Annotated in this window: 18 protein-coding genes; 6 read left to right on the plus strand and 12 right to left on the minus strand. The window is 57.7% G+C overall.

All coding sequences use genetic code 11. From position 1 onward, the window contains the following. Window positions 1–5: 5 nt before the first annotated feature. From ENE74_RS09035 to ENE74_RS09045, 3 genes are read left to right on the plus strand one after another with little or no spacing between them, the layout of a single operon-like run. Window positions 6–860 carry a fumarylacetoacetate hydrolase family protein gene (locus ENE74_RS09035; protein WP_127690504.1) on the plus strand — a complete coding sequence of 285 codons (855 nt, stop codon included), beginning with the start codon at window positions 6–8 and terminating at the stop codon, window positions 858–860. Between the two features lie 4 nt (window positions 861–864). Further along, on the plus strand, window positions 865–2,436 hold the full coding sequence (locus tag ENE74_RS09040; protein WP_127690505.1) for an FAD-dependent monooxygenase: 1,572 nt from the start codon (window positions 865–867) through the stop codon (window positions 2,434–2,436). Window positions 2,437–2,448: 12 nt separating this feature from the next. Next, window positions 2,449–3,354: an NAD(P)-dependent oxidoreductase gene (locus tag ENE74_RS09045; RefSeq protein ID WP_277601363.1), complete on the plus strand. Its 906-nt coding sequence runs from the start codon at window positions 2,449–2,451 to the stop codon at window positions 3,352–3,354. 81 nt (window positions 3,355–3,435) lie between these two features. Here the strand turns inward: ENE74_RS09045 and ENE74_RS09050 are convergent, their stop codons facing one another. The 5 genes from ENE74_RS09050 to ENE74_RS09070 form a co-directional block, all read right to left on the minus strand. After that, on the minus strand, window positions 3,436–4,425 hold the full coding sequence (locus ENE74_RS09050) for a helix-turn-helix transcriptional regulator (RefSeq protein ID WP_127690507.1): 990 nt from the start codon (window positions 4,423–4,425) through the stop codon (window positions 3,436–3,438). 60 nt (window positions 4,426–4,485) lie between these two features. Further along, window positions 4,486–4,836, minus strand: a complete 351-nt coding sequence (locus tag ENE74_RS09055) for a nuclear transport factor 2 family protein (protein ID WP_127690508.1) — start codon at window positions 4,834–4,836, stop codon at window positions 4,486–4,488. A 40-nt stretch (window positions 4,837–4,876) separates the two neighbouring features. Next, window positions 4,877–6,187 carry an acyl-CoA dehydrogenase family protein gene (locus ENE74_RS09060; RefSeq protein WP_127690509.1) on the minus strand — a complete coding sequence of 437 codons (1,311 nt, stop codon included), beginning with the start codon at window positions 6,185–6,187 and terminating at the stop codon, window positions 4,877–4,879. 177 nt (window positions 6,188–6,364) lie between these two features. Then, on the minus strand, window positions 6,365–8,647 hold the full coding sequence (locus ENE74_RS09065) for a TonB-dependent receptor (RefSeq protein WP_164847424.1): 2,283 nt from the start codon (window positions 8,645–8,647) through the stop codon (window positions 6,365–6,367). 28 nt (window positions 8,648–8,675) lie between these two features. Then, entirely contained in the window at window positions 8,676–9,875 is a 1,200-nt protein-coding gene (locus ENE74_RS09070) for an MFS transporter (RefSeq protein ID WP_127690511.1), read from the minus strand. A 237-nt stretch (window positions 9,876–10,112) separates the two neighbouring features. Between ENE74_RS09070 and ENE74_RS09075 the strand changes: the two genes are divergently transcribed. Then, entirely contained in the window at window positions 10,113–11,633 is a 1,521-nt protein-coding gene (locus ENE74_RS09075; protein ID WP_127690512.1) for an MDR family MFS transporter, read from the plus strand. A gap of 8 nt (window positions 11,634–11,641) precedes the next feature. Here ENE74_RS09075 and ENE74_RS09080 read toward each other — a convergent pair whose 3' ends face one another. Both ENE74_RS09080 and ENE74_RS09085 read right to left on the minus strand, forming a co-directional pair. Next, window positions 11,642–12,586, minus strand: a complete 945-nt coding sequence (locus tag ENE74_RS09080; protein ID WP_127690513.1) for a helix-turn-helix transcriptional regulator — start codon at window positions 12,584–12,586, stop codon at window positions 11,642–11,644. 71 nt (window positions 12,587–12,657) lie between these two features. Continuing rightward, window positions 12,658–13,083, minus strand: a complete 426-nt coding sequence (locus ENE74_RS09085) for a nuclear transport factor 2 family protein (RefSeq protein WP_127690514.1) — start codon at window positions 13,081–13,083, stop codon at window positions 12,658–12,660. 108 nt (window positions 13,084–13,191) lie between these two features. On the opposite strand from ENE74_RS09085, the gene ENE74_RS09090 reads away from it, so the two are divergent. Beyond that, on the plus strand, window positions 13,192–14,403 hold the full coding sequence (locus ENE74_RS09090; protein WP_127690515.1) for an LLM class flavin-dependent oxidoreductase: 1,212 nt from the start codon (window positions 13,192–13,194) through the stop codon (window positions 14,401–14,403). Between the two features lie 66 nt (window positions 14,404–14,469). Here the strand turns inward: ENE74_RS09090 and ENE74_RS09095 are convergent, their stop codons facing one another. The 3 genes from ENE74_RS09095 to ENE74_RS09105 all read right to left on the minus strand — a co-directional run bounded on the left by ENE74_RS09095 (window position 14,470) and on the right by ENE74_RS09105 (window position 19,462). Then, window positions 14,470–16,407, minus strand: a complete 1,938-nt coding sequence (locus tag ENE74_RS09095; RefSeq protein ID WP_127690516.1) for an amidohydrolase family protein — start codon at window positions 16,405–16,407, stop codon at window positions 14,470–14,472. Beyond that, a complete protein-coding gene (locus tag ENE74_RS09100) occupies window positions 16,407–18,659 on the minus strand; it encodes a TonB-dependent receptor (RefSeq protein WP_164847425.1) in 2,253 nt (750 codons plus the stop codon). The genes ENE74_RS09095 and ENE74_RS09100 overlap by 1 nt, the downstream gene beginning before the upstream one ends. A 119-nt stretch (window positions 18,660–18,778) precedes the next feature. Next, window positions 18,779–19,462, minus strand: coding sequence for a GntR family transcriptional regulator (locus ENE74_RS09105; RefSeq protein WP_127690518.1), 684 nt, complete (start codon window positions 19,460–19,462; stop codon window positions 18,779–18,781). A gap of 134 nt (window positions 19,463–19,596) precedes the next feature. Between ENE74_RS09105 and ENE74_RS09110 the strand changes: the two genes are divergently transcribed. After that, window positions 19,597–20,457, plus strand: a complete 861-nt coding sequence (locus ENE74_RS09110) for a hypothetical protein (protein ID WP_127690519.1) — start codon at window positions 19,597–19,599, stop codon at window positions 20,455–20,457. 30 nt (window positions 20,458–20,487) lie between these two features. On the opposite strand, the gene ENE74_RS09115 is transcribed toward ENE74_RS09110, so the two are convergent. Beyond that, window positions 20,488–21,141 (minus strand): glutathione S-transferase family protein, encoded by a 654-nt coding sequence (locus ENE74_RS09115; protein ID WP_127690520.1) that lies wholly within the window; start codon window positions 21,139–21,141, stop codon window positions 20,488–20,490. Then, window positions 21,138–22,505 carry an ester cyclase gene (locus tag ENE74_RS09120; RefSeq protein WP_127690521.1) on the minus strand — a complete coding sequence of 456 codons (1,368 nt, stop codon included), beginning with the start codon at window positions 22,503–22,505 and terminating at the stop codon, window positions 21,138–21,140. The genes ENE74_RS09115 and ENE74_RS09120 overlap by 4 nt, the downstream gene beginning before the upstream one ends. Between the last annotated feature and the right edge of the window lie 6 nt (window positions 22,506–22,511).

Below are 22,511 nucleotides of genomic sequence, written 5' to 3' on the forward strand. Positions count from 1 at the left end.
GAGACATGAGACTCATCAGTTACGCATGGCAGGGCAAGGCCAGCTTCGGCGCGGTGAAGGGCGACGGGGTGGTCGATCTGGCCCCGGCTTTCGCGGACCGGGCCGCGGACCTGCGCGATTTCGTCGGCCTGGACGCGCTGGACGAGGCGCGCGCTTATGTCGAGGGCGCCACTCCGGTGGCGGCACTGACGGACATCACATTCCTGCCGGTCATCCCCAATCCCGACAAGATCATTATGGCCGCCGTCAATTATGACGATCACCGGATCGAGGCGGGACGCGATCGCACGGAAAATCCGGTCCTGTTCCTGCGCCTCGCCGAGTCCCAGACGGGGCATGGCGCGCCGTTGAAAGCGCCGCCCGAATCCCACCATTTCGACTATGAAGGCGAGATCGCCGTCGTGATCGGCAAGGGGGGCCGGCGCATCGCCCGCGATCAGGCGCTGGACCATGTCGCCGGCTATTCCATCTATAACGACGCATCGATCCGCGACTGGCAGCGCCATACGAGCCAGTTCACCGCCGGCAAGAACTGGAACGACACGGGCGCATTCGGTCCCTGGCTGGTGACGCCCGACGAGATCGGCGATTATCGGGACATGGCGCTGGAAACCCGGCTGAACGGGCAGGTGCTGCAATCCTGCGTCGCGTCCGACATGATTTTCGATGTCGAGGCGCTGATCGCCTATATTTCCACCTGGACCCATCTGCGCCACGGCGACGTCATCGTCACCGGCACATGCGGCGGCGTGGGTTTCAAGCGGGTGCCGCCGATCTTCATGCGCGACGGCGACGTCGTGGAAGTGGAGGTCAGCAAGATCGGCATCCTGCGCAACCCGATCGCGAACGAGACGGTCTGAGCGCATGACGCTGCCGCCCGAAGTCGAGGTCCTGATCGCGGGATCAGGCCCGACCGGGCTGGCCTGCGCCAATCTGTTGGGCCTCTATGGCGTGCGCACATTGCTGATCGAACGCAATGCGGATGTGTCGTCGATTCCTAAGGGCATATTGATCGACGACGAGTTCCATCGGCAGTTCGCGATGGTCGGCGTCGCCCCGCTGCTCGAAAAACATTTCGTGCAGGGCGTGGGCGTCACCTTCTATGGCGTGGGGGGCGCGCCGCTGGTCGAAGTCAAGGGCTTCGTGACGCCGAACGGGTTCCCCAACCGTTCGGCGATCCACCAGCCGACGCTGGAGGCCGACCTGCGCGATCATGCGCGGACGTGGCCCGATGTGACGCTTGCTTACGGCCATGGCCTGACCGGGGTGGAGCAGGATGCCGACGGCGTCACCGCGACCATCGCGCGCCCGGACGGCAGCGTCGCCATGGTACGGGCCGCCTATATCATCGGCGCGGACGGCGCGGGATCGACGGTGCGCGCGGCGGCTGGCATCCCGTTCGAGGGCGGGTCGATCAACCAGCCCCATGTCGTGATCGACGTCGCCGACGATCCCGACCAGGTGCGCTTTTCCCGGTTCTTCTGCCATCCGTCCCGCCCGCGCAACTCCGTGCCTGCCCCCTATGGCGGGCGGCGGTACGAATTCATGCTGTTGCCGGGGGAGGACCCGCAGACGATGGCGCGGGACGACAGGCTGGCCGACCTGATCGCCATGATCCGCCCCGACGGGCAGGTGGAGATCATCCGCAAGGCGGTCTATTATTTCCATCAGAAGCTGGTCACGCGGATGGCGAGCGGGCGTATCTTCCTGGCGGGGGACAGCGCCCACCAGATGCCGCCGTTCGGCGCGCAGGGGATGAATTCTGGCGGCAAGGACGCGGTCAACCTGTGCTGGAAGCTGGCGATGGTCCTGCGCGGCCAGGCCGGTCCCTCCTTGCTGGAAACCTATCATGTCGAACGGCATAGCCATGCCCGAGCGATGATCAGGCTGTCCGTGATGATCGGGCGTCTGGCGAACATTCGGTCGCGCCCGCTTGCATTGCTGCGCGACATTTTGTTTCAGCTTGCAAACCGGTTTCCGGCCGCGCGCGCTTGGTTTGGTCGTCAAGGCTATCTGCCTCGCCAACGTTACGTAGACGGCTTTGTGATCGATCCTCCTCGCAGCAGAAATGACGATTCCTTCGTCGGACGCATGCTGCCCTGCCCTAACTTCGGCGCGGCAGGCACTCTCGATCTATGGCTGGGAACGGGGTTTGCGCTGGTCGCTGTCGATGCGCCGCAGGTACACGCCAGCCATCCGCTATGGCGTCGCCTCAACGCGGCCTGTATCGCGTTCGGCGCTGCGCCATCGGGTTTCAAGGCAGTTGACCCGACCGATCACCATTTCGATGCGGTGTGGCGTCGTCATCGTGGGGAAGTTCTGGTTGTCAGGCCGGATCGCTATGTCCTGACCGCCGTTCCTCCCGCCCAGCTCGATAATGCAGCCAGGCGTATTGAAGTCATGCTGGGGCACATGACTAAACAATCGGCAACATAGGTGGGGATGCATATGCATAGTCAGGAAAGCCACGTGCAAATCGGGCTGGCAGGTACCGGGCGGATGGGATGCGCAATTGCCGGGCGCATACTGGCGGCAGGTTTCGATCTAACGGTGTGGAACCGCAGCGTCGACAAATGCGAACTATTGCGCGCCCAGGGGGCCAACGTTGCATCCAGTCCTTCGGCTCTCGCGTCCGAATGTTCTTTGGTGCTGACGCTGGTTTCGGGCGAGCAAAGCAATCTGGCCCTGTATGAAGGGGAAGGGGGGCTTTTTTCGGCACGGACCACGACCAGTTTTTTCAATCTGTCGACCTTGTCGCCACAGGTAATGCGCCGCCTTCACAGAGGCGCTGCGGCGAGCGGGCATGCCTTCATCGATGCACCGGTGTTGGGAACTGTGGCACCGGCCGAGCGCGGCGAACTTGTCATCCTTGCAGGAGGGGATGCGGCAGCTATCGCTCTCGCAACGCCGCTGCTGCAATGCTTCAGTCGGAAAATTGTTACGACAGGTGAGGTCGGCACAGGCACGGCGATGAAGCTAGTCCATAACACCGTGCTGACGCTCTATTGGCACGCAGTCGGCGAAGCTATGGGTTATGGCGCAGCCTCGGGATTGCAAACCGAGGATATGGTAGCGGTAATTGGCGATAGCTTCGCCGCGATCAGGCAATGGCCTCTGAAAGTTCCCGTGCTGTTGGAGCAGACCGCTTCTCCTGGATTTGATCTGAGAGGTCTGGAAGCCGAAATCGCTGCGACGGAGCGGCTTTTCGATCAAGCCGGTGTATCCCATGATATGCTCAGCCTCGCCCGCGGCACCGTGGATGCTGCGATATCTAAGGGATGGGGCGATCGCGATGTCGCGGCACTGGCATTATTTGGACGGGATATGGCGCATTTGCGGACCGTGAAGGAATAAATGTGCAGTAGCATTATGTGATGCCGCGGGTCTGAGATTCCCCGACAAACAATACTTGAGTCTTCGGTTACTTCTGCGCGCCTATTGCTCTTTCGACTGTGTGCCGGTCAGCACATTGCGACGCAGTGGCGGCCTTGCTGCATTGAGGGAATGGACGAGATGACACAGACCGGTGCGCTTCTGCACGTCAAGCTTGCGCAATATCGATGATATGTGAAACTCGACCGTCCGACAGCTGAGCCCTGTTTCACGCGCAATCTGGCTGTTGGTAAGGCCATGCGTAACGAGATGCGCGATCTGACGCTCGCGATCGGTGAGACTGTTTATCTGCGACCGTGTGCGCGCCATAGCGCTGTTTTCCATAAGGGCGATGGGTAAGTCGCTATCAAGACTCATCAGATTGACCGGCGTGTCTGGCGCCCTCAATATCCGCATCGTTACGTCAGACCCGACGCCGCGTGGCGCCAGGCAGCCCATGATGTCATGTTCGATCATCACGCGACGCAACGCATTGCCGAATGCTGGCATTACAGCTCTCACCAACGCGGCGTCGCTAATCGTGAAACTTGTGCCATTCGCGCGATAAAGGGACAATATACTTATTGCGCCATCCAACGGTGCAACCGCTGCAGACAGGCTGTGCATCATATTGTGCCGCAAATATACTTCGCGATATACGTCGGATTTACGGAACACATCGGGAAAATCAACATCGTCACTTCGTGCCACGCCGACTGTTCCATGCTTCATCTGTTCGACAAGCTTTTGAATGATCGGGTCACGTGAAAAAAAAGCGCGAGGCAGCGATGTCTCGGCTATGGAGGGTGTATCGCCGAAATGATAGACAAGCATCGAGTCAAGATCGCCTGCTTCCGAGACGATCAGAACCGACCCATCTGCTCCAATTTCTTGCGCGACGAGATCGAGGCCAAGCCGTTTTATATCGTCGAAACTTGTCGTAGAAAACAATCCGGCATTGAATGCTTCGATGAATTGCTGCCTCATTACCATGGCATGGGTTCGTCTTTGCTGCATGCTGGCCATGCGATCAGCATTGGCCGGTTTGACCATGGTGCACCAAAAACAACCGTTTGACTATCTTTCTCAGGCGCGACCGATGTATACCAGCTGTCACCCCATTCTAAACGACTGATGCGCGATAAGGTCGTCCTCATTCACGGTAAAGCCCAAGCTAATTTTGCCCATAGGCGATTGAACCTGAGCAATGACTTTCCCCGCGTCTTCGGAAAGCGTGGGTGTTTGGCCGCCGCCACTCATCCCGATCATCATTTCAAGTCCCCGTCGGATTTCTGCTTTGCCTCTCTGTGGCCCCATGGGACTTTCTACAACAGCATCATCGCTGAACAGAGCGAGAGCACCATCAATGTTACGCGCTGAAACCGCATCGAAGAACTGCTGTACGACCTCTATTGCTTGCATTTGTAATACCCTATCCTGATATTCAGATGTGTCGAAACACATATTTTGAATATTAAATATTGTCGTTCATATAGTTGATCAATTAGAATATACCCCAGATAGCTGTGTCGATACCAGTCAAGGCTTTACCGTAACTTTCATAGTTTTTTGTTTGAACTGACATATGTGCCTGCATTGTCATCATATCGCGTACGATATACTGGAGATCTTCGCCGTCGAACAATCCCGATGTTCCGCAGATTTCGAATATTTCATCTACCGTTTGCTTGCAAATGCGCGCGGTGTAGACATTGGCCATCTGCGACAGCAGATGATCGCTGCGAGTAATGCTGCTTGGATCATCAAGCCACCGCGCCCAGCAATCGTGAATGATATCGAAGAATTGCGCGCGCGCGGCCCGAAACCGTATTTCGATCTCGGCGATCTTGGCCTGGACGATGGGCCGAGTACGCAGGCTACCCGACGTGCCGCCCACCGTCACGGGATCCTTGCTGCCCGCAAGAACGTGCAGATACTCAAGCGCCCAACGGGCGGCACCAACCATAACGGCCGCATGACCGCCAATTCCTACCGGTCCCTTTGTCGTTCCGATATTCGGTCCCATCATGGGGACGGTCATTTCCTCGGGTACAAAGACGTCCGTTACACTGAAAGTGCCCGAGTGTGTGCCGCGAAGACCAAGTGTGTGCCAGCTATCCGAACCGATGGTCACATCACTGCGCTCGAAATAGGCGATGCGGATTTCCGGCAGCTTGGTTACGCGGAGGCCAGGGCGAGGGGGGAAGGAAATCAGCTCTTCATCAACATGATCAACGACTTGAAAGCCCCCCATGAAGTTCGTCGCATGGCCGCTGTTCGTAGCCCATGCCCAGTTTCCCGAAACCAGACGATAGCCGCCTTCCACCCGCAGAGCCTTGCCACCGGTGCCAGGCGTGCCTGCGATTTCGGTCGAAGGGGATTTCCAGAGCCTGCGAGCACCGTCCAACGTCATCTTGTTGGACAAGGTCGCGGCCGCGAGGCTGGTCAGGACGCACCAGCCGGCGGTCGGCGATCCACGCCCCAGTTCTTCCATGATCCGCCACTGATAAGGATAATCCACCTCACCGCCGCCAAGGCCCAATTCTTCAGGTGATGCCATTGTCCAGCAATGTGCTTCTGCCATGCGATCAATGATGTCCTGCGGCAGTCTCTTCGCCAGTTCGATTTCCTTGGCCCGGCTACGCAGCTCCGGAACCATGGCAATGACCTTATCGAGCGCGATCCGGCTGCTTTCGCTGATCGGTACACGTCGTGTGTCGCGCTCAATCTGCGGGTAGGGCACCGGCAATGTTGGCATTCGCGGTATCTCGAACGTGACGGGCTCCTGTTCCTTTTCTGCAAGCTGGGCGGTCATTGCACATATCTCCTGAACGGGCCTGACATTTCCGTCCGGCCAATGAACCTATGGTCTGGTTATTGCTGAAGTTTCGTCCCGGTTCGATAAGGGTTTCCCCGCATCAACGGCTTGTTCGGACCGGGATCGAGTTGCCTGTTCGCGTTTCGCGCGCAAAGCCGATGTCGAAGGGGGCGGTCAGAACCTAGCAGTTCCTCTAACGGAAATCGTCCGCTTCTGACTTGGCTGGTATATCGTGCCGAAAAAGGGAGAGTTTTGGTAGAACACCCTATATCTGTCGTTGAGAATATTGGTTCCGATCAACTCCAGCGCGAACTTTCCATCGAGAAAGCCTAAGCCTACACCGCCATCGAGAACGAAATAGTTTCCGACTTCCGAAACGGCGGTGTTGGTCGGCAAGATGTAGTTCTTCCCGGTGTAGCGTCCCAACCCGTTTATTAGCAGCGTTGTCTTGCCGCTTATCGGTCGATTGTAAGCAAATCCGCCACTTACCGTCCAGCGTGGTGCCTGGAGCAGGTCTTTCCCGGCGCAATTTTCGGCCGATCGCGTCACCACACCGGCATTGTTGCGTCGCTCGGCCACGCAATTGGGATAATCTTCGAATTGCGCATTATTGTATCCGATCGCCAGATTGAGTGACAGCGGATCTGATACTTTCCACGTCGCCTCCACTTCGGCACCGTAAATGCGGGCTTTCGCAGCGTTGACCAGCCCCGTCAGGTTAAGAGCCGGATTGATTTCCTGGGTAACCTGAAGATTATTGTACTGCATATAGTAGGCAGCGGCATTGAGGCGCAGTCGATTACCGAAAAGACTTGATTTTAAGCCTATCTCGTAATTGGTGACGGTCTCGGGCTGGAGCGTGAAGAGCGTGACGGATGTCGGATCCAGCCCCGTGTTGAAGCCGCCGCCTTTGAATCCCCGTGCCACCGATGCATAGGCGAGGAAATCAGTGCTGGGCTTGTAGCTGATGACACCGCGCGGAGTGAACTTCTTGGCGTTGACGGTTTGCGTCGAGGCCAACTGCTGTGTGATCAGCGTCGGAGGCAAAGGACCATAGCCAAAGCCGATGTTGTCGGGCTGGACTATTGTACCCCGCTGCTCGTCAATCGTGTAACGGGCACCAAGGGTGAAAATGAACTGTCCCACATCCAGCGAAGCTTCGCCGAAAGCAGCGTAATTGTCGGTTTCGACCTTCAACGTATCGCGTGTCGTCGGAGTAGCCGACGGAAAGAAAGTCACCGACAACCTGCTGCCTGCTGGGGGAAAGGGAGAGGCAATGCTGGGTGGTGCCAGTGCCGCAAGGTTGATGGTTTCACCGGCGCGACGGAAATAGCTCTCGTTGTAATAATAGAGGCCCACCAGCCACTTGAATGGCCCGGCGCCGTTCGATGCCAGTCGTACTTCCTGCGACATCGTACGCTGACGGCGATATTCGGAGTTGGTGAACAGGAAAGCGGTCGTTCCGTCGCCGTCGCCGGCGGTCCGGAATGCCGAATAATCATAGGACGATATGGATGTCAGGGCAGCGCCGCCGAAATCAAGTTCACCGGTAATGGCAAGGCCGCGTATCTTGCCGTCGACGGTTTGATCGGTGGTGCCATTCTGCCGGTAATCGAAAGGATTGCTGTCGGCGATAGACGATACTTCGAGAATATCGCCATAGGTGCCGGTTACCGTCAGGCTGCCCGCGCCGCCTTCCGGCGCGAGACGAATGGATGCGCGGTAGTTTTCGCGATTGGTGTCTGCGCGTGATCCGGTATTCGGATTAAAAACCGATCCGCCGCCTTCCTGATGGCTGGCTGCCAGCGATAAATACAGTGTATCGTTCACGATCGGACCGCTTATGTTGCCGTTGACGTTGAACAGTCCACGTTCCCCGTATTCCGCCTGCGCGGAGCCCGATATCATGTTTCCGGGCTTCGCGGTTACGATCTGGATCGCACCGGCCATTGAGTTACGTCCAAACAAGGTCCCTTGAGGACCACGCAACACTTCAACGCGTTCTATGTCGAGCAGGGCGGTGTTCGATTGCACGGGGCTGGTCTGGTAGACTCCGTCCACGAATATGCCGATGCTTGCCTGCGTCGCCGACCTGACGTTGGAACTCCCTATGCCACGCAGACTGTAAAATGTGCTTTGCACGCCCTGATTTTGCGAGACGTTGAAGTTGGGAACGATTTTCTGAATATCCTGCAACTGGCGCGGATTGAGATTACGCAGTTGCTCGGAATCGATAGCAGTAACCGCGATCGGAACATCCTGAAGGCGCTCCGACCGGCGTGCTGCGGTTACGATGATATCTCTCAGTCCGCTGCTGTTCGTTGTGTCATCGTCCGCGGCGATCGGTGCCTCGCTGGTTGCTGCAGAGCCGGCCGACTGAGCGAACGACGACGTCGCTGTAGCCACCATTAAGACTGCGGTGGATACTCCTTCGATCCATAAGGCACTGGTTTTCATTGTCATCATCCTCCCTTTTTCAGTTTTTTCAGTTTTGCATTGCGGGCCGGGCGACGCTGCCCACCGTTCTCCACGCGACGATGCCGCTGGCCATGGCTGCCATGAAACAGAATGCCAGCCATGCCCCGGCGGCTTGGAAAAGGCCGCCAGCGATCAGCGGGGCGATGACCCTGCCGAGGCCTGCGACCGCCTCTACAATTCCAACAAAAACACCGCGATGCGCGGCAGGCGCCGCCTTTGTGACGAGGCTCTGGAACAACGGCTGGCTCAAGCCCACGCCCATCATCATCAGCCCGATACCGACAACAGCGACATAAGGCGGGAGCGGCAACAGCGCGACAATCGCGCCAATGGCCGTCATGCTCATCGTGGTTCGAAGTGCCGCATCATCCCCAAAGCGGCGGGTGAACGGCCCTGTGGCGAAAACCTGAATGGTGATCAGCATGACGCCGACCGACGCCATGAAAAAGCCGAACTCCCGCGCCGACCATCCCAATATGGCTTTGAGATGCAGGGGGACCACAGTGTCGATGGCGCCTTGCAGGCCGTTCTGCAGCATGAACTGGATGGCGATGGCAAAGCCGACGACTCCGAGCACCAAGCCCAGGCGTTTCAACTCCGGCAGGGGTGTAGAGGGCATGGCATTTTTTTGTGTCTTGAGCCTGTCGGGTTCTCGATCGGTATGGCTCTCCGGCACGAAGAAATGGACCAGCGAAGCACCAATGATTGATAGGCTGCCTGCAACCAGCCCGGTTCGGGCATAGCTGAAGCCATTGTCCGTACTGCCGATCACCGACGAGAGAGCATTGCCTGCTACGAAACCCAACGCCACCACCGCCATAAGGTAGGCCATCATCCTGGCGCGTTCGTTGTCCGGCGTAACGTCTGCGATTGTCGATACGGCGATCGGAACATTGCCGCCCATTGCGCCTGCGGTTGCGCGTGCCACGAACAGCATGGCAAGAGACGTGGAGAGGCCGGAAAGTGCGCCGGCGAGACCGGATCCTAGGATGGTTATGGCAAGCACAGGGCGTCGACCAATTCGGTCACTCATGCGCCCCCAGAAAATCATGGACAGAAACATGAACGCGCCGGTTGTCGCAACCAGGGTGGAAAGGACAAACGGCGATGCACCCAGGTCCGTCGCAACGAATGGCAGCATGGGCATGACCATGCCCGTTGACACGAACTCGAACAACAATGCTCCGTAGAGTACCGCAAGCCGCATCGATTCCCCTCTCGTTTGCTATCGGGCCTGCTAGGCTGCGGCTCATTGTAGCTTGGAAAGTCTGGCGGATTTCGTCGGCAATGGAATACGGGATAACCCCTAAATATTCTCAGGCGTTTATCCCGATCGCTGGTGAATAGGCGTTCTTACCTAACGACAAAATCTTGTGCGTCAGACAATGTCCAAACGCACAAGCCCGACAGGTTCGGACAAACTAACGCATAACCGAGTGTCCACATGACCAAGCCGATTGGCGCCGTAACGACGCATAGCATCAAACTGGTATTCGCCGCGCTGATGCTGGTCATGGTTATGGCGTCGCTCGATCAAAGCGCAGTAAATACCGCGCTTCCCAAAATGACCAGTGATCTTGGAGGCTTGGCGTATCTCTCTTGGATCGTAACGGCGTTCATGCTCGGTTCGACACTCAGCACACCGATTTATGGAAAGCTCAGCGACATGGTGGGCCGCCGCCACATGCTGTTGGTCAGCATAAGCATATTCCTTGTCGCCTCACTTCTATGCGGCATTGCTACAGACATGATTGCGCTCATTCTTTTTCGTGGCCTTCAGGGCCTTGGTGCGGGCGGGTTGATGACTTTGTCGCAGACCGTGATCGGCGATCTGGTTGAGCCGCGTGAGCGTGGGCGCTATCAGGGCTTGTTCACGGGGGCCTTTGCGATCAGCAGCGTCATCGGCCCCCTGTTTGGCGGCATACTTACGACCGAATTGTCGTGGCGGTGGATATTCCTCATCAACTTGCCGATCGGTGCCATTGCCCTTGGCCTCATTCTGTTTGCGCTGAAGGATGTATCTTCGCCACGCATCCATCATGTGGATTATCCAGGTGCCGCATTGCTTAGTGTCGGCACCATAGTCATCATGCTTCTGTTGACCTGGGGCGGTTCAACTGTGGCCTGGTCTTCGATCGAGATGGCGGCGATGATAGCCATGTCGCTTGCTTTGCTGTTTCTGTTTATAAGGCGGGAAAAGCGTGCGCCTGAACCCATTATCGATCTTAGCTTGTTCCATAATCGCAGTTTTAGCATCGGGGTCACGGCCAGCGGCATGATGGCTTTTGCGATGTTCGGCTCACTGGTGTTTCTGCCCCTACTGTTCCAACTTGTCTTGGGGCTAAGTCCTGCGAACGCTGGCTTGATGATGGTGCCGCAGGTACTGGCGATGCTGGTCAGTTCGATTGTCGGCGGACGACTATCCTCCAGGTTCGGCCGACCCAAGCCGTTTCTGGTCGCCGGGGTATCCTGTGAGACCGTAGCGTTATGCGCCTTGGGCATAATGACGTGGAGCAATGCAGGTGTTGCCGCCTTTCTTGTGGCTATCGCGCTGCTCGGCTTTGGAATGGGTATCGGAATGCCCAACGCGACTGTGATCGTGCAGAATGCTGTTGGGTCGACGGCGCTTGGAACGGCGACATCGACCATGACGTTCATCCGTCTGCTGGGAGGCGCGCTGGGTGTTGCTTTCTCAGGCGGGATAGTCGCGGCCCAATTGGGTATGCGCCTCGCCGGAGGTGCCGGACCGGACGCCGCTGCATCCCTGCTCGAACACAGCGTCGCGGCGACCATGGCATTGCCGTCATCGGATCAGGCTCTGATCATCAACGCCTACCAAGGTGCCCTTGCGGTTGCTTTCTTTGTGGGGGCCGGTGTGATGCTTTGTGCTTGGTTTGTCTGCCTGATGCTCCCTGACGAGAGATTGAGACGGGGTTCATCGGCTGACAGTGATTTGCCGGTCTAACCTGTCTTTCATGCGCGCATACGATCTGTTGCGAGTTTCGACCGTACCGCGAGTGTCGATGCGTCCAGCGCATTAACGAGGTAGGACAGCTCAGTCCGGTTATTGAGCGCGACTTTCCGTAAAATCGCCGATACGTGGATTTCGACGGTCCGGTGGCTGATTTTTGTCTGATGCGCGATCTGAGCATTCGTCAGACCTTTCGTCACCAGATGTGCAATTTCCCGTTCGCGTTCGCTCAGCGTGTTCAGTCTCTCCTCGGCATTCTGTATTTCGTCATCAAGGACGTGATGTCGCGCAAAAACGGTCTCCACGGCCGTATCGCTTCTGTTTCCTGCCGATAGGAGCAGGGAATGGAAGCCCCGTTCCTCGGTAATCGCTTCCATGGTAAAATCAGAAGCTACGCCGGTGCTGCCAAGGCATCCCAAAATGCTGTGCTCGAGAATGATACGTCTGATGGTGTTGCCGATGGCCGGCATCAGCGCGCGAACCAGGCTGACATCCGCCCGGCTGAAACTCCGCTCAGGATCATGTCTGTAGAAACTGGCGACAGCAACGGCGGATGTCATCGGGGCGACGATGCCCGACAACATCTGACGCATGCCGTGGCGGTCATAGACATCGACATAAAGCTCAGATGCCCGAAATGATTCGATGTCGTCGATGTCTTCAAGGCGCGTGGCAGCAAAAAAGCCGTTTTTAAGACGTTTCATGAGCGCCTTGAACATAGGATCCTGGAGAAAATAGCTACGCCTCCGGCCGCTGGAGTCGTCCGTCGGCGGGCTGTCAAAATAATGGTAGACATGACTGAGGCGCCGACCACCGGGTTCCGAAATGATCAGTATGCACCCGTCGGCTTTCAGGCGACCGCGGATCAATTCAAGTCCGCTTTTCTTGATATCGTCAAACGTGGTGGCAGCGAAAAGGGCGTCGTTGAGCGTTTCGATGAAATCCATATCCACGGTCTGTTCCGCCTTCCGCCATAGCTCCGACAGTTTTGGGTTTGGCTCGCACTGCCGGTATCTTGTTATCCCCAAATGCTGCCGACGCTGCGTCGCCGAAATTTCCAACCCGCTTCTGTCAATATCACGATGTCTTCAATGCGCGTATTCTGCATGACTTGAGAGGGGTTGTCAGGCCCGGTGCCCGATTTCACCAGCAGCAGATAACCGCGAACGCGCGCGCCTTCATCGATTTCATCGATCGTCAGATTGGTGAAGTGATGCAGACCACGGCCCTCCATCATGCCATATGCCTGCTGCACCATCCCGGTCAGTGCCTCGCGCGAGTTCAGCGTCATGCCCGGAAATCCGGTCGCAGGGTCGGGCGGAAAGAAAAACTCCGGTTCATCGGCCCAATAGTCCACCCAAGATATGTCTCCGCGATCGAAAGTCTGGACGGCTCGGGCATAGAGATCACGGATAGCTGCATCATCAGCATAAGCGATGGGCATGATGGCTCTCCCAGCAAGTTATAACAAAATCAGTTTGTGACTGTCCTACAATTTTGCACTCTCATATGATGCTTTGCAATCGCTTAGTGCCGATTGGACTATAGGGGGTTGCACCTATTTGCCTCCCTCTCAGGCAACGTCATGGTCGGTTCACGCCTGTTAACGAGTGGACCGATCATGCGCCTCAGCCTGTTTTCCGTACCCATTTCCGGCGGCCCTGATAGCGACAGGGCCATCATCTTCGACGTCATCGACCGTGCTGCTTTGGCCGATTCCCTTGGATTTTTCTGCCTTTACTATCCCGAGCATCATTTCGACGACTATTGCCCCTGGGCCGACAACATGTTGCTTGTGGCTCATCTGGCCGCAACGGTAAGGCGCGCGCACCTTGGTCTGAGTATCGCCATCGCGCCTTTTCATCATCCCGTGGCGCTTGCGGAACGTGCAGCGTTGATGAGTCAGTTGACGGACGGGAAGTTCATTCTGGGTGTCGGATCAGGTGGCGTGCCGCTGGAATCAACGGGCATGGGGTTCGACCCCGCAACGCAAGGAGAGGAACTTGAGTCCATCGTTGTCGCGGTGGAGAAACTGTGGGCCAAGCGGCCCGCCGATCCCCCCGTCGATTTTTCGACACGTCGCTACGCAGGCAAAGTCGTGCAGCGCATCATGCCTGCGTCCGCTGGCTCGCCTCCTGTCATCAAGTTGGCATGCGTCCGGCCCGATCGGGCGTTGCTGGCGGCCACGAAGGGGTGGGCCGTTTTTACGGGCGAAAAGATAGCACCAGTTTACGTCCGCGCTTTGCTGGACGCGGGACATGCCGAGGAAACCGTAGCGAGATGCCTCGCTTATTCCTCCATCTCGGTCGGGCCCATGCATGTTGCGGAAACTGACACGCTGGCCCGTACTGAATTGATTGCTGCTCTACAAACACGGCAACAGTGGCTTGATCGGCAGAAAATGCTGGAGACCCGACATAATCTTGGCAATCCGCTAATGGTTCCGGCGCCCGATTATGCATCGGAGGCCTATCTGTCGGCGCGGTGTCTCTATGGATCACCCGCAACTGTGCTGGCGCGCATGCGGTCACTGGCTAGGCTGGGGTTCGGCGAAATACTGGGCGAATCCGATGTCGGTTTGAACACGCCGGAACGCATGGCCGCAGTACGCCGCTCGATTACACTGCTGGGGCAGGAGGTGATCCCCGTGCTCAACGGTATTGTCCCTGCAAATACACAAGAGGCTGCGGCATCCGTTGACCGGGTTGTGCAGGCAGAGGTTCACCCGGCATTTGGCGAAGCACCCCACGCGCCCGCGGGGTGACGCACATTGCCCCACGGCCCGTTCCCGGCTCGAAAACGGTTGGCCGTTTGCCGGTTTCCATGCCGATCATCTGACTCGGGCGTTGTCCTTGAAAACCTTAATTTTGGCGACAAAGGGATCATCGAGGGAGGAAAAAGGGCCTTCGGCATATACCGGATTGCCATCCATGATAGTGAGCAGAGAATGCAGGTAGCGAATGTCCGTCTCCGGCACGGTGAAATAGTCATCGGACAGTACGATGAGATCGGCAAGATCGCCAGGACGCAGAGAGCCAATACGGTCGTTCTGCAGATGGAATCTGCAATTGACGGTCTTGGCCTTCAACGCCTCAAGGCGACTGATCCGTTGGCTAGGTGGCTGCTTCAGGCCATTGGGATCCATCGTCTCGCCAGTCACGGCATACCACATATGGCCGAAGGGATCTGACGGATTGCCAAGCGTGCCGTCCGATCCCATGCACCATTTCACGCCGGATCGCACGAGATCCGCAAATGGCGTAGGTCCTGCCACATCCGGCAAGGGTGACCTGCCTTGAATATTGGTGGAAAAGGTCGTTACCCCGATCCCCAATTTCCTTATCCGATCGAGGGAAGCCTGCGCGAGAGGTTCCTGAATGCCTTCGAAAGACCAGCGCAGTCCGGCAATCGGGCATGTCCGGTTTACCGCCTCGATGACATCGAGTTTGTAGCGGACGGTCGCTTCGATATAAGTTTGGTCGGTCCAGTTCCAGCGGTTGCACGCCAGTGTCTCGATGATCTGACGATAATCCTTGGGCGGCAACAGCGTTGCGGTGTTGCCGAAACGGACCTGGCCCATGTAAAATCCCGGGCCAATCCCGCCGATCCGCACGCGATCATTCCCCATCATGCCTACGGAATGATACACAGTTGCTTTGACGCCCTCTATGCCGCCGCCGCGCGGATCAAGCATCGCGAGAACACGCGTCGAAAGCAGGCCTGCGCGATCAAGTTCGTTCACTGGGTTCAGACCGTCTCGATGAGGGTTGCCGTCATAATCGAACCGCGGCATCGCCATGGGATTAGGTTCCGCCCATCCGCGATCGATGCTCGTCGGCAGAACCCCTTCCGCCAATGCCTTTTCGCGGTAGGCCGGAGTTGCGCGCGGCGCGTCGGCCTCAGGAGCCAGGCGTGCGCCGGGTACACCGGCATTCGCACTCCATGCGCCGGCATTGAAGATGCCCCCTTGCTGTGCTCCGGCGTAACTGGTTAGCCCCGCCCGATTCATGGCGTGGGAAAAATCGAGATAACAACTTGCCTGCTGCCCCAGGCTGGCGGCTTCAAACTGCCTGGAAATCGCTGTGCGGGCCCTGTCAAGGGCCGGCATTGCGACCTTGCCCGTAAGGGTGCCGGTACCTTCGCCCAACTCGACGCCGAGATCGCCGGCTTTCAGATCGAGAGCCTTGATCGCCGCACTGTTCAGTTGTGCGTTAAGGCCAAAGCCATTGGCCATAATCATCACGGGATTGTTCGGCGCCGCGCGGTCCAGCTCGGCCAGCGTGAACATGCCCGGAGGGCTGAGGCCATTTACGTGGAAAACCGCTGGTAGGCGAGTAGTCCACAGCCATGTTCCCCGTGCATTTGCTTCGGCCGTGCGGCTGATCTGTCGCAATGCTTCGTTTCGATCCGAAATGAAATCGATCCGGATGTTGCTGGTCCAGCAATAATAGGCGTTCCGTGTGCCATGGATATTGCCGTCGATCAGCCCGGGGAGGACGGTGCGTCCTTTCAAATCGACTTCGACCGCCTGACCCTTTTTGGCCAATGCGCGCACATCTCCCTCATTGCCTACAGCCAACACCGTGTTGCCCCGCAGTGCAATGGCGTCCACGACGCGGTTGTTATCGTCCATCACATGGATGCGGCCGTTGTACAGGATGAGGGTCTGCTCATCCTTCGCGTGTTGTGCTGCGGCGAGGGCAGGGGCCAGGCTTGTGGCCAGCAGGGCAGCTGTCAGCGCGGATCGATTGAACGACTGTGTCATCATCAATATCTCACGGTAAGTTGAAGACCGATTTCGCGCGGAGGATTGACGACACCCGAGCCATTGCCCGACCCTGAGTTATATCCGGCGGTCACCAGGTAGGTCTCATTCAGAAGATTCCGCGCGTACACAGAAATATCCCAGTCTGCGGCGTTCGACTGATAGGCATAGGTGGCGCGGACGTTGACGATATTGAAGCTCTTCGTCGCCAGACCATCGCGGAAACTCGTGTCCGTTGCGCCTGCTTTGACGTTATTGAGATAGTTTTCGTAACCGCTGTTGTACGACCAGTCTGCACGCAACCGGAGCTGCGCCGCATTGCCGACATCCTTTGTGACTTGCGCACCCAGGCTTGTAGTCCATTCCGGCACCTGAACCGGCCGATCTTCCAGACCGAACGGCGCGCCTGCCCGGATTTCCTTGTACTGGGCGTCCGTGTAACCCAGCGATCCGAACAGCGTGAGCGCCGGAACAGGACGGAACGTCACTTCAGCTTCCACGCCTTGGGTCTTCAGCTTGCCGACGTTTTCGACGATGGAAAGAAGCCCGAAATTGGGGTCGGTAATCGAAACGACTTCCTGGAAATTCTTGTAATCATTTGTGAACCCGGCCAGATTTAACCGCAGTCGCTTGTCCCAAAGCTCCAATTTCGCGCCCGCTTCGTAAGACAGCACGGTTTCTGGATCGACCGGCTGGACAGCTTGGGTGTTGTTCGGGCGTCCGTTGAAGCCACCTGATTTGAAGCCTCGTGCCACTTTGGCATATAGCAGGACGTCATCGGTGGCCTGATAGTTGAGGGACGCCATCGGAGAAAAGTCGTCCCAGCTGTCACGGGCAGACCCTTGCGCTGCGATCCTGTTGATCTGGAGCTGGGTTGCGAGGATCGAGAAGTTCTTTTTCTCATAGGTGTATCGCAGCCCGCCCGTCAGCGACAGTCTATCGGTGAGGCGATATGTTCCCTGCGCGAATGCTGCATAGGACTTGCCCTCGGTATCGAGGTCGTTGTCGCTGTTGAAGTCGACGCATACGACACCACGCCCACTTTGGCACGCCGCCGCATTCGGGACCGTTATCACAAGGCCAGTCCACAACCGCGCGCCTGATAAAGCCGCCGCATTCTCCTCAAAATAATAGAGGCCGACCAGCCAGTCGAAGCGATCGCCGAAGGCTTTGCCCGTCAATTGCAGTTCCTGGCTGAACTGGTTCTGGTCGATGTCGTTGATGTTGGAGAATATCGGCTGAATGGGTGACGAGAAGCGGGATTGCAAATCGCGGTAAGCGGTAATCGACCGGAGCTGCGCGTTCCCCAGATCCCAATCGACGGTCACCGCTGCGCCCCAGCTGTCAACATCGTCGTAGCTCGCCGATGTGCCCTTGATCCTGTAAGGGCTGCCGGTCGCGCCGGTGGCGTTCGTCAGGGGTTCAACGCCAAGTCGCGGGGCCACCAGGGCATTCCATTGGCCGATTATGGTCGCGGCGCCGGTATTCGGGTTGACCTGATCGATCAGAAGCACATATCCGGGCGTGGATTCCTGACGTTGACGCATACCGTCGACTGACAACAACACTTCGAGGGTTTCTGCTGGCTTCCACAGCAATTCGCCCTTCAGCATTTGACGATTGGTATTCGCCAGTTTCAGCCCATCGGTAATCCGGGTCACATATCCATCGGCCGAACGTGACGCTGCGCTGATTTTTGCAGCCAGCCGATCGGCGATAATTGGCCCTGATACGGTCGCGTCGAGATCAAAGCGATCGCGCTCACCCAGGGTCAGACGCCCTTCCGCGGTAAATGCGAACGACGGGCGTCTTGTGATGATATTGACGGCGCCGCCGATCGTGTTCTTGCCATAAAGCGTGCCTTGAGGACCTCGGATGACTTCAATGCGTTCTATGTCCGTGAAATCCAGGTTGGCACCGACACTACGGCCCAGATAGACGCCGTCGCGATAGACGCCCACGCCCGGGTCAACAGTCGGAATGAAATCACGTTGGCCGATGCCACGAATGAATATCGCGGCATTCGCGCTGGATCCGCCGGCAATGCCCTGCGTAATGTTCAGGTTTGGGACCGAACGCGCCAGCTCGTTGACCGAGGTTATGCCTCGGGCGGTCAATTCGCCTGCTGTTATTGCCGTCACGGCGACGGGACTATTCTGGATATTCTCGCTGACCTTGCGCGCCGTCACGATAATGTCGGCCAACCCTTCGGCATCGTCCTGAGCCAACGCGGGATCGCACATTTGCGTCGCCATCAATGCTGCGACGCTCCACGATATTCTGCCCCTCATCACAAGATCCTCCCTATCCCATTTTGGTATACCATAATGGGATACGTTTGGGAGATCAATCCCGGAAGTTGTGATGTCGTTGCTCAGATGTCCGTCGTCACGATCCTTAAGCTGTCCGTGATGTGTCGTCGCATGGCTTCGTCGGCTGCGTCGGCGTCACCGGCAGCGATTGCCTTGGCGATTTCGATATGGACGGCCTGACCGGCACGCTGTGTGCCCAGGTCTATTGCCGTGGCGGACTGGACGCGCCCCACCGAAACCTGAAGCTGGCGCGCAATCTCCACAAGTCGGGCGTTGCCGGACATTGCCATTATCAAATCATGGAATTGCTGATTTTTCTCGCGATAGGCACCAATCCTGCCGTCATCCAGTGCCACATTCATGGCATTTACGAGATCGTCTAGCGGAGCAGAGTCACATGCGCCTGACTGCACAGCCATTGCAGCGAGGCGTGCCGACAGTCCTTCGAGAACTTCGCGAACCTGAAAGAGCGCAATGATCTCCGCCTTGCTGAGTTGCCGCACTTTTGCGCCGCGATGATGCTGCAATTCAAGCAGTCCTTCGCTTGCCAAACGCCGGAAGGCTTCTCGCAAAGGGCCACGACTGACGCCGAGCGCCACGGTCAAATCGGCCTCGACCAGCCTTTGCGAAGGCGCCAGTCGACCACTGCGAATGTCTTCACGCAGCCGATCTGTAATCGCTTCCACGGTCGATACATTCATTGCGGCATTCCCCCTGTTTTCACTCTGCCAGTCTTCGCGATCCATAGACTGTCGCACGCAATTTTATCGCCCACAATGCAAAGCGGACATTGTTCGTTCAAAGATTGCCCTACAATATTGTTGACAATATGCTATGACCTGCTACGGCTAGCCTGAGCCAAGACAGGGAGAATAACGCCATGAGAATACGCCACATCGCTGACGCGCCGACGAGCGGGGCGTCTGCTCATCGCGCAGGTGGCATATCGTTCGTCCATCTCATGGAAGGCGATGAGGGTGCACCGGACAATTTCGCCCTGACGATTGTTGATATCGCGGATGGCTACGTCACACCGCGCCATCGCCATAATTTCGAACAACTGCGGATCATGCTCGATGGTAACTTCGAGTTTGGCCCAGATCTCAAGCAGGAGCCGGGCAGTGTCGGCTACTTCTGCGAGGGAACCTACTACACCCAAAGAGGTGTCGGATCGTCCAAGACCCTCTTGTTGCAAGTCGCCGGTGCGAGCGGGGCAGGCTACCTGAGTCAGGCGCTCATGCGCAAGACGATCGAGGCCTTGCAGCAGCGAGGTACGTTCTCGAATGGGGTTTTTACATGGGAGGAGGACGGCAAGCGACATAACAAGGATGGTTATGAAGCCGCTTGGGAGGCAGCTAACGGGCGTACGATCGCCTATTCCGCGCCGCGCTATAACGCGCCCATATTGATGAACCCCGATCATTTCGGCTTTGTGTCGCTGACACCCGGCGTTGACCGGAAGTTTCTGGGCCGGTTCAACGAACGCGGTCTTGATGTTGCCCAATTGCGGATGGCGGCCGGAACCCGATATCGCATCGACGCCACGGATCAACCGATACTGCTGTATGCGCTTTCCGGGGCAGGCAATCTGGCGGACAGCCAGTGGTTCACAGGATCAACGACGTGGGCGGAGCGTGGCGACGTTCTGGAATTGGCGGCGGAAGACGACGCGCTATTCTATATGATCGGTTTGCCGGTATTCGATCAAGCAAGCGTCAGCTTCGACAAACGTGCGGCGTGAACGACAGGAACATGTGACATAAGCTGTGTGTCACATAATGATGGATTGCCAGTGCGGCGGCCGGGGACCGGGCGGTAGTTTCATGAGGTGGTAATCGGCGGCGGCTGGCCGGTTCAGCGCATTTGTGAGCCAGCTATCCACCGTCGGCCATGCGTCCAGGTCCATATCCGCCAATCTCGCCATCGCCATAATTGACGCGACGTTCAAGTCGGCAACGGTGAATCTATCTGCGAGCAGATATTCATGCCGATCAAGGTGCGAGGCGAGCACGGACAAGGGACGGGAGAGCTTGTCGATGGCCGTTTCCAGTTCTGAGTCATCGCGATGCTCGGGTAAAAACATTGCGTTATTGGCAAGAACGACAAGAAGAGGCGTCTCGATTTCCGTGGCAGCCCAAAGGGCCCATTGGACAGCCTGGCTTTCCTCTACCAGACCATCGGGCGCCAATGGGCCGCCATGTCGTCGTGCAAGATACAGATTGATTGCCAGTGATTCCCAGAACACGCCATTGTCATCCGACAAGGCGGGTACCCGGCCATTCGGGTTGATGGCCCGATATTCGGGAGTCAGCTGAGCCCCCGAAAAGAAATCGACTGGCACCATATCATGCGCAAGGCCCAGTTCCCGCAGCATCCACTGGACGCGGAACGCCCGCGAATGGGGCGGGCCGTACAAGGTGATCATTGCGCTGCCTCCAGGCGGTATCGCGTAATGCCGGGTGTCTGGTCGGATCGCGCTCGATTGGCGAATATCCCGCCGTCGTTGGCGACGTAGAGATAACGTACACCCCGATCTTTCATGATCACCGCCGACGTAGGCCCTGCAAGTGCCTGTGCTGCTGTCGCGATGACGGTCGAGGTGCCATCCGGCGCAACCTGAATCACGCTGTCATGTGGATGCGTTGTGACATAGGCGGTACCATCGATATCCAGCGCAAAGTCATCTCCCGGGACACTGGTGGCCACAACGGTGGGCACACCTGCCGACCCATTCTTCGCGATCGGCAAACGCAGCAAAAGCCCGCAGTCAGAATTGGTAACATAGACGAGATCGCCAATGCGCTGGACACCATTGGCGGCCGGCAATGTGCCGATGTAATCTCGTCGACTCAACAAGGGATCAAGACTCCACCGCGCGACGCTGCGCTTGGCGGGATCGACATGCCAGAGACCCGCGACATTATCGCCGACAATAATCCCGCCGCGGCCATCGGATGTCAGGCCATTCGGCTGTGCCTCCGGCGGGAAAGTGACGATTTCTTCGAGTTCGCCGTTCAGGTTCATGCGCCAAAGCTGACTGACGGGCTGGCCCGCCGGGTCATGGTTCTGAACGGTGGCGTAAACTGTCCCGTCTTTTTCGCGGACCAGGCATATAAAGCCGGGTGATCCGGGGCGATAGCCGGGCAGGCGAGCGATGAGCTGCGTCTTGCCGTCTGGCGAAAGCCGCATGATGGTGCCCGTGTACAGCAACGTCATGAGCAGGCTGCCGTCGGGCTCGGCGGCAAGGGATTCAATAAAATCACCCGGTCGTGCACGGTAGACTGTTTTGCCCTCTAGCGGGCGGACAGGCTCCCGCACGGGCATTGCGGTGGTAATAGCGCGCAGTAGCGCGAACAAGTTCGTGCTGGTCGTCACTTTTGCAATCTTGCCGCCTGCCTCTCGGTCGATGATGTCGATGGCGTCGAACTCGACCAAGGCACCGTTTGCCTTGTATCCCAGCAGGGGCGCTCCACTGAAGCGGCCCGAGAACTGCAAGCGCAGTACCGTCCTGCTTCCGATGGTGTCGCGGGAGAGAATGGTGATCCGCAAATCCGGCAGTGAGCGTCGCAACATAGCTAGGCCAGCAGCATAATCTGCGCCGCTGAACGGACGGGGCGGTCCACCGGCCAGGCCGAATGGACGCGGTATCCCCTCTATGACTGTTCCGGCGGTTGTCGTCGGGAGCACATCTGCATTCACGGAGGATTGTGCCGTTTGCGCTGCGGCGAATTGTGCCGTCGCAGCAGTCGCGACGGCACATCCGATCGTCCAGAATGCGCTGCGCATCATCCGTTT

The organism is Sphingobium algorifonticola (assembly GCF_004005485.1).
Taxonomy (GTDB): Bacteria; Pseudomonadota; Alphaproteobacteria; order Sphingomonadales; family Sphingomonadaceae; genus Sphingobium; species Sphingobium algorifonticola.